Raw genomic sequence first — 9,052 nt, 5'->3', positions numbered from 1 at the left:
ATTAAGAGTGGCAGGACCTGAAAATTACTCCTTTCGGGATAGCCTCCATTGGCAATAACAACAATCTTTGGCGGTACTCCGTTTTCAAAACGTTTTGATCTGACACGCCTGCTCTCCCCATTTTCATCCTTTTCCAACTGTGGATTTCCAATGCAGAAGGTCCGGTCCATAAAAACTTTTAGCATGCCCGATATATTATCAATCATCAGCGGTGTAGCAAATACAACTATATCAGACTCAACATATTTGGGCAGTAAGTCCTGCATATCATCTTGTACAACGCATTCGCCGCCTGAATTTATACAATGCCCGCATCCCTGGCAATGTTTTATATCATGGTGAGCCAGATAAATATTTTCCACCTGGGCCCCGGCTGATGCAGCACCATCTAAAAAAGCACTAACCATAACATCAGTATTGCTTGCCCTTCCCCTTGGACTCCCGTTAAACGCTGTGATTCTCATAAGTGTACAACACCCCCTATTTTTTGAGGCCCTTATTGAGCAATAGTTAATCAATTCTTTCAAATTCAGCTGAATCCATACTAGTTTGACCCGTTGTGCCAGCTAACACAACTCGTAATTTCTTTATAATTCAGGCTTCCCAGGGAAACTTGCCTTTTTCTATATACCGATAGATTCCCTCAAGGTTACGAGGGTCAGAAAAAACCTCCCTGTTGGCTGAAATGGCCAATTCTTTAGCTTGAGACAACAAATCATCCACTCTGTTCATATAATGTTTATACCGCATAACAGCCGTTTTCGATAAGCGTTTGAGACGCAGCAGATGTCTGTGCAGCAAGGCCTCACTCCGTTCATCAAAAGCATCCGCCAGGCCCCATGAAAAAGCTTGGTCTGCAGTTAGTGTCTGAGTTGTCAGCGTTAAGTAATTGGCTTTTTGGAAACCTATCCTGCGGACCAAAAAAGGCAGGACGCAAGCAGGGAAAAGACCGAATAATAATTCAGACAAGCTGAATTGCGCTGTCCCATCGGCAATGACAATATCACTGGCTGCAACGAAGCCCACCCCTCCCGCATTTACCTTCCCACGGACGTGAGAAATCGTTATGTACGGCCCTGTTGCCAATTTCAGCCACAAATCATACAAGGGCTCAGGGCTGTAAAGACTTTGTTGCTCACTGGTCATTCCGGAGCGAACCTCCCGGAAATCTGCCCCAAAACAAAAGACCTCCGGTAAACCCTCTAATACCACAATAGTGACTGCCTCTCCGCATAAGTCCAATACCTGATGGCATTCTTCAATCAAACCGTCGTTTATTGTATTATTGGCTTCCGGGCGATAAAACTGGATAAAACAAATTGATTCCTGAAAACGAACCTTTATATTCTGATAATTCATTAGACCCACCTGTATTCTCGATGAAATTCCCGGATTTCTTCCAATACTAACCTGTGTTTTCCATGTGAAGAAGCTAAAGCTCCCGGAACTGAATCCAAATTCAGTTTAGCGTTCCGTGTACCGAATTTTACGGCATCACTGCTCATTAATAAGGTATCATACTCTTTCATAGATAATTGATAGCGCTCATCCAGTTGTTTACCTATCCCCAGAAGTCGTTGATTTTCCTGGCTCTGTGCTGTTACAACACCACTATAAAACTCTGAACAGCAACCTGATCCATAGGAAAAGCAGCCAATCCGTTTTGGTGAATCAAATCTGCCATTGTCAATAGTACTGGCCAGAGAGAGGAATACCGTCCCCCCCATTATATTTCCGACACGCTGGCAGTAGGTCAATCCCGGCGTTACCCTCTCTTCAAAATCTGACTCTATTTCATTAGGCATAGCTTTGAGCAGCTTCCGCATCATAGTCCGGTGCGCACCTTTTACCATTCCTCCAAAAGGGGTATGAAAAGCAAGGTATTGGAACGTATTCCGATAATCTACACCTGTAACCCGTCTTTGATATTCCTTATACGCTTGCTCGCAACAATCCAGATAGGATAACAAGGATAAATCCGCATCCCCAGCTTCACTGTCGGGAATAGGACGGCAGGTATCCATTACCTCATAGCCATAGTATCCGTTGGCCCCTGCATCCACTTGAAAAACATAAGGCTTTTCGCTGACCAGTATTGCCACAGCTCCCGCACCGGAACTAGGTTCGGCAAATGACCAGTCCTCTGTTAAAGCATCCCCTCCCTCAACTGCCATAAACCTCGAAATATCAGTGCAAATCACCAGGGCTTTTGCTCCGGGAGAAACCTGAGATAATATGAAATTCACAGCCATTTGAAATCCGGCAGTCCCTGAATAACAAGCATTTTTCAGCTCAAACAAACGACAGTTCCTGCTTAACCCCAAATTTTTATGGATATAGGTACTTATTGATTTCCCAAAATCAATCCCTGATTCTGTGCAGGAGATCAATAATTCTATCCGATCCCTCTCTTCTTCAGGAAGAGAATCTATCAGTGGTTTTGCTGCATTCACCCCAAAGGTGATGGGGTCCTCATAAGGCAGGGCTACTGTCTTTTCCTTCATTAATAAATTCTCCAACCTTTTAGTATCTATTTTACGATGCCTGGCTAACTGCATCACATCTATATAGGCTGTTCCTCCAAAAACATTCATGGCCTCAATTCCAACAGAAATCACCTTTTTTTCTCCTTTCAAATATTATTTTATATTCCTTGCTCATAAAGTAAGCCCCCTTTATCCTTAAAACTGCTTCAAGTGTAAAGATATTTATCTTTGATCCTGATTAAGAATTGCTGAACACAACTTGTCAAACAGTTGCGGACTGATATTTTTATCCCTTTGCGTGCCGACAAGCTTTTCAGCAATACCATCTGCAAAACATTTTATTACTTTCTTGATTTGTACATGATTCATTTTTTCCTGGTGGTTAAGAGCAAACGGCAGTTGATTGACAAGAGTATTGGGACTTAAGAAGGTTGGATTTTTAGTATTTAAGAATATTTTATCAAGATGATCGACAGCAGTATTAGAGTCCATTGTTGAGTGTGACCAGTTAAATTGGGACCCTTTTATACCGAAACGTTCCTTTTCACGATATATAGGGGTTATCGGATCACAGAACCAAAGCAGTAAGGTATAATAATCCAACCCGCTTTCTTCAATAAATGCTGCGGTCTCATTAACTGTTTCCTCAGTCTCACCGGGAAAACCGATAATAAAGGTTGCCATTTTTAAAAACTTATATTCGCTTAATAGTTCTAATCCCCTTTTGTATGCTTCTACAGTCACTTTTTTGTTCATATTGTTAAGAATCTGCTGATTGCCTGACTCCAAGCCAAGATTTACACCTTCACAACCCGCCTCTGCCATTAAGTCAACAGTTTCGCGATCTGCATACTGAATCCTGAAATAACTGTTCCATCTGAATTCATATTTATTTCTTATCATCATTCGCATGATCTCTTTAAATCTTTCCTGAGGAATGTTAAAAGTATCATCAACAATATAGATTGATTTTACATTTGTATCACGGAGTGTATTCAGCTCTTTTTCAAAAGCCTCAACAGAAATAGTATAATGCTTACCGGCCCGTTCGGGAAAACCGCAGAAACTACAGGTAAAAGGACATGAAATAGCTGATCTGGAGTTGGCCAAGTTAGGTAATTCATCCCTGAATAGCTGCCAGTTAACCGTATTATGCTCCAAGTTATTGTTTTCCGTCTCTACTGCAGTAGCAATAAAATCATCATTTTCCTTAAAGTAGATATTCTTTACTTTCCTTAAATCGCCGTCATACTTGATGCAATTTATAGTATTAACTAACGCTGCCTCTCCCTGTGAACTGTAGATATATACATCAGCACCTATTATATTAAAATACCTTAAGGCAGTTTCCTCGTTATCTTTGATTTTGTTTGCAACAAAAGGCCCTCCGACAATTATCTTAGCGGAATCATTATATTGTTTTACAAAGTTAACTATCTCTTCTATGGGATAAATATGTGTATATAGGGTCGTGGTTATAGCAATGGTCAGAACTTCCTTGGTCTTTAAAATACTTATCAGTTTTTCTTTCTGAGGTTGAAAAGAGTAAACATAATCATAAGTTAAATTGCGGCGTTCCATAAAAGTGCCCAGATAGGCTATATTCAGAGGAAAAATACTGCTCATGTTCAACTCTTTTCTTTCGGTATAGTTCGGATCATAATTCCGCCTGACATAGTTATAAATGTCGGCAAATGAAAATTTCTTATTATTATGCTGAATGTACTGGTAACCAAATTCCCGGAAAGTTGACGATTCCTCACCAAAAATCTTAACATTTTCTGCAACTGTATTTATATCCATTTCATTATGACCGATCAATAAACAATCAATAGTTTCTTTCATGTTAACACCCCACCTAATACGTTATTTTTTTATTGTATATGGTCTTTTTCCTCATTCTTCCAACCTGAAATTTTGCCATTCTGTAAAACAGTTTAAAAGCGATACCCTCAAGCTCTTTAGAAATATCTTTTAGTAATTTTCTTATCGGCAATTTTTGGGGACATTTCGTTTCGCATTTGCCACATCCGATACATTGAGAAGCAAACTGAGGTGTGCCTTCATTGAGATTACCACAGTAAAGCATGTACTTAACCCTAGTATCAAGCTTACTTTGACCAAAGAGATATCTCAAATTGAATTCTTGAAAACAAGCCGGTATATTGACATTTGCCGGACATGGCATACAGTACCGGCAGCCTGTACAGTTAATTTTCATTAGCTTTTTATAGCTCTCCTTAGCCCTGTCGAGAAGCTTCAATTCTTCTGTTGTCAGGGAATCCGCGTAAGCTTCACTGGCTATACGGGTATTCTCTTCTATAAAAGCTTCTTCATTCATACTGGAAAGGACCACACTAATTTCCTTGTGGTTCCATAACCAGCGCAGTGCCCATTCAACTCCCAAACGTTTGACAGAATTTTCGTTATAGATTTTTTCGACTTGTGCCGGCAGTTTTCCGGCAAGTATGCCTCCTCTCAAAGGCTCCATTATGATTATCCCCAGTCCCTTTGCAGATGCATATTCAAGCCCTTCTTTACCTGCCTGTGTATTTTCATCCAGAATATTATACTGGATCTGGCAGAAATCCCACTCATACTCATCTACAATTACTTTAAAGGTCTCTTTGTCTCCATGGAACGAAAAACCGGCATTTCTTATACGACCCTCTTTTTTGCACTTATTAAGGAAATCGGTTACCCCCATTTTCTTCATTTTATCCCAGGAATATTTGTCAAGAGTATGAACCAGATAATAGTCAATAAAGTTAGTTTGCAGATTCCTTAGTTGGATTTGAAACAGTTTCTCCATATCACTGGGTTCTTTGACCAGCCATGGCGTCATTTTCGTAGCGATTTTTACTTTATCCCTGTATCCATTGGACAGGGCTTCGCCTAACAAGGACTCACTCTGTCCGAAATGATACGGTAAAGCAGTATCAAAATAATTGATTCCTTTTTCAATAGCAGAATATATCAGTTTCAACGATTTTTCTTTATCTATTTCTCCATTTTTCTCCGGAAACCGCATACCTCCGAATCCCAGTATTGATAACTCGTCGCCTGTTTTTTCCATTTTCCTGTATAACATAGACACCTTCACCCCTACTTATTAATTCCGCTCCGCTATCTGACGGAGTTGTTCTATTTGACTTCTGAACTTTTTAAAGCTGGGTACAAAGGATATTGCACCCAACGTAGCTACTAACCTGGAAGGAAATATAATTGTTTCTTTATTGCGACATACCCCTTTTAAGATAATCTTTATAGCCCGGTCTACTTTTACCATATTTAGTTTCTTAAATACAGACATATCAACCTCCACTTCTTTTCCATTGATAATGGTACTGGATTTGACTAACATATCTGTTTCCACAAAACCCGGGCAGACGACACTGACTTTGACTCCCAAGGGTCGCCCTTCAGCACGCAGTGACCTTGACAAGCAAACAACTGCGTGCTTAGCCATCGCATAAGGTATGTTGTAGGGTACAGAGGGAGTCAGCCCTACCAATGATGCTATGTTTACTATATGTCCGCTTTTTTGGCCTATCATAGCCTGATAGGCATATTTTGTACCGTAAAGAACACCATACATATCAACATCAATGGCTTTTCTAAAATGATCCATTGTTAAGTCCTGCATATCTCCGTTTATAGTCACACCCGCACTGTTAAAGATATAGTCCAGCCGCTTATGCTTCCGGACAGTGCCGTCTATAAGCTTCTTAAAAGCATTTTCATTGGTCACATCCAGTTTCAGAGCAAAGGCTTTCCCTCCCTGCTGCTTCTTTACATTTGAAGCTACAGCCTTTGCACCCTCCTCATCAATATCGGTGACAATAACTACAGCACCCAACCGGCCTAACTTTTCGCAAAGCGCCTTGCCGATACCGGATGCTCCACCTGTTACGATCACAATTTTGCCATCATAGCTTTTTTCCCAGTCCATCAGTTCACCTCCGCACTAATTTTACTAATCTTTCTCAATTAACAGATCACCAATTACCAGAACATCAAGCCCACTGGTGCAAAAGACAGCAACCGCATCCTCCACTGAATGAATTATCGGTTTCCCCATTACATTGAAACTGGTATTAAGAATCAACGGGATATCAGTCAGCTCGTAAAAGGCGTAAATAAGGTCGTAATACTTTTCATTCCATTCCTTTTTGACAGTCTGAAGCCGGCCTGTCCCATCTTCGTGAACTACGCCCGGCACTTTGTGTTTTACCCCTTCTCTGAATTTCAAAGTCCTTTCCATGTATGGGGACTCCTGATAGTTTTCAAAAAACTCGGCACCAAATTCGTGAATTATCGAAGGAGCCAGAGGTCTGAATTCTTCACGGAATTTAACCCGCTCATTGATGATATCCTTAATCCTGGGAGAACGGGCATCCGCTAAAATAGAACGGTTGCCCAGAGCACGCGGCCCAAATTCTGCCTTTCCCTGAACCCAGCCCACAATTTTGCCCTCTGCCAACCGTTTGGCAGTTTCTTTATGGACCTCGCCAGGGTAGTGACTTATTTTGCTAAAACCGCTGAATTTCTTCAGGCGCGCTACTTTATAAAACTCAAGCTCCGAGCCTAGATAAGGTGATTGAACTTTAGGTTCCCTTTTTTTCTCCGGATGATCTTCATAATAAGCCAGAAGGGCAGCACCAACAGAATTTCCGTCATCACCTGGTGCACTGGGAATATGTACATTCTTAAAGCCTGTTTTGGCGGTAATCTGCCCGTTTGCAGAGGAATTCAGACAGCACCCGCCACCCATTATAAGGTTTTCTGAAAGTCCCAGATTATAAAGGTTATTCAGGTATTTAAACAAAATTTCCGTAAATACCAGCTGTCCATTATAAGCTAAATTGGCAGCCTTAATGGCCGGCTCTTCCTTCCGGCGCTTCATCTTGGAAAACCTGACCAGATAAGCAGCGAAACTGTCATCAGGGCACTGCTCCAGATTCAGACCATTGACTGTCAAACCAGACTTGAAAAAATCATAGATTTCCTGATCAAATTGCCCATAGGCAGCAAGTCCCATTACCTTCCATTCTTCACCGGCTGCCGGGTCAAAGCCGCAAGCATCACAAACCAATTCATAGAACATTCCAAGACTGCTTTTAAAAAATTCATGGTCAACCAGGCCGGGAAGCTGAAGAATTTTGCCATCTTGGTAATGATAACAGTTGTACGCTCTGGTTTCTCCATAACCGTCCAATACAGCACATGCGGCTTCTTTAAAGGGGCTGCTATAGCATGCGGTAGCTGCATGTGTCAGATGATGGTCATAACGCCTGACTGAAACAAGGTTAAAGCCATCCAGCATACTAACCATAGCCTCAAGGTTTTTTGAAGCATTTTTGATTGACTCAATAGCATGGTACGACATGTATTTTTGGTCATCATAATATTTTTTCAGGACTAAAGCATCTTCACTGTTTTCATTTGATAATTTTGCACTGGCTTCAGTGGCATGTTTCAGATTCTTTTCAATACTTTCAGCAGCTCTATCACTCCAGCTGTGAGCTACAACCAATTCAGCCCCTGCCTCCGTATGTGTCTTAAGCAAGTGGTACAAATAATATCCGAACTGGTCGGGAGACATCTGTGCAGCCCTTTTATACTGCACATATCTCTCTGAAGCCTCAGCAAAAACGACTTCTCCTTTTGAATTAACAATCGTAATTGACGGATCCCTGAAGGATGTTGCTAAACCTATATAGTTACGTTTCATTTAAATACCCCCATTTTATTTAGCTTGATAAACTAAAACTTACTAGCTCAACGCAGTAAACTATTAACATTACATTCCGAACAGATTCGCAATCCGTTCTTTTACCCCGGGTTGATACATAGTCTTCTCATGCATTTCCAATTCCAGCTTTAAAGCTTCTGCCAGTTCTCCCCTTATTTGTGCAACCTGATTCTCCTTTAAAGTCATTAGCGCGGTTCTAGGCTTCTCCGCTATTTTTCCGGCCAGTTTGCATGCATATTCCATTACTTCCTTTCTTGGCAGAACCTTAAACTGAATTCCCCGTCTTTCCAGTTCAGCTCCGCTATAATTGTCCGCAGTGAATAATAATTCCTGAGCAAGGCTAAAGCCTAATTTCCGGGGTACAATATAGCTGGCACCCATTCCTGGAGTAAAACCGTATTTCATATAGTTACAGCTGTAAAAACTTTCTTTGCTCAAAACTGCAAAATCGCAGGATAAACCTAAAGTAAATCCGGCTCCTATACCATGACCTTGCATTGCAGCAATCACCGGGAGCGGACAATCCAAGGCAATGCTGTGTATTTCCAAATCGGTAAACTTCAATTTATCCGCCTGTATGCTTAGCATTCCTTCCCTTGTTCCGCCGGAGCAAAAGTAGCTGTCATATCCGGTTAGAATTACTACCTTGTATCCGGAATTATTCTTTATTTCTTCAAAGGCCATTAGCAAGCCGCCAATCAACTCTTCGGAAAAACCGTTTTTATAAACCCTGTCCTGCATTGTCAACTGAACAATACCTTGTCCGATTTCGCATAAATCAACTACAGAATTAATCATAATTTTATCCCCC

8 protein-coding genes are annotated in these 9,052 nt (G+C 41.1%); all 8 read right to left on the bottom strand.

What is annotated here, in order from left to right; genetic code table 11:
- Window positions 1-464 (bottom strand): flavodoxin family protein (locus N3I35_15330; protein MCX8131451.1); only part of this gene is annotated, 464 nt, incomplete at its 3' end.
- 130 nt (window positions 465-594) lie between these two features.
- Complete coding sequence (locus N3I35_15325) at window positions 595-1,359, bottom strand: enoyl-CoA hydratase/isomerase (GenBank protein MCX8131450.1); 765 nt, start codon at window positions 1,357-1,359, stop codon at window positions 595-597.
- Entirely contained in the window at window positions 1,359-2,618 is a 1,260-nt protein-coding gene (locus N3I35_15320; protein MCX8131449.1) for a hydroxymethylglutaryl-CoA synthase family protein, read from the bottom strand. Before N3I35_15320 ends, N3I35_15325 begins: the two co-directional genes overlap by 1 nt.
- A 90-nt stretch (window positions 2,619-2,708) precedes the next feature.
- Window positions 2,709-4,331, bottom strand: a complete 1,623-nt coding sequence (locus N3I35_15315) for a radical SAM protein (protein MCX8131448.1) — start codon at window positions 4,329-4,331, stop codon at window positions 2,709-2,711.
- A gap of 13 nt (window positions 4,332-4,344) precedes the next feature.
- Window positions 4,345-5,577 carry an aldo/keto reductase gene (locus N3I35_15310; GenBank protein MCX8131447.1) on the bottom strand — a complete coding sequence of 411 codons (1,233 nt, stop codon included), beginning with the start codon at window positions 5,575-5,577 and terminating at the stop codon, window positions 4,345-4,347.
- Window positions 5,578-5,598: 21 nt separating this feature from the next.
- On the bottom strand, window positions 5,599-6,438 hold the full coding sequence (locus tag N3I35_15305; GenBank protein ID MCX8131446.1) for an SDR family oxidoreductase: 840 nt from the start codon (window positions 6,436-6,438) through the stop codon (window positions 5,599-5,601).
- 24 nt (window positions 6,439-6,462) lie between these two features.
- Window positions 6,463-8,220, bottom strand: coding sequence for a hypothetical protein (locus tag N3I35_15300; protein MCX8131445.1), 1,758 nt, complete (start codon window positions 8,218-8,220; stop codon window positions 6,463-6,465).
- Window positions 8,221-8,289: 69 nt separating this feature from the next.
- On the bottom strand, window positions 8,290-9,039 hold the full coding sequence (locus tag N3I35_15295) for a polyketide synthase (protein ID MCX8131444.1): 750 nt from the start codon (window positions 9,037-9,039) through the stop codon (window positions 8,290-8,292).
- Window positions 9,040-9,052: the final 13 nt, after the last annotated feature.

It is taken from the genome of Clostridia bacterium, assembly GCA_026414765.1.
In the GTDB taxonomy this organism is placed as follows: Bacteria; Bacillota; Clostridia; order Acetivibrionales; family DSM-27016; genus SKW86.
Note: the sequence above shows the minus strand (reverse complement) of the source record. Positions and strands in the feature narration are given on the sequence as shown.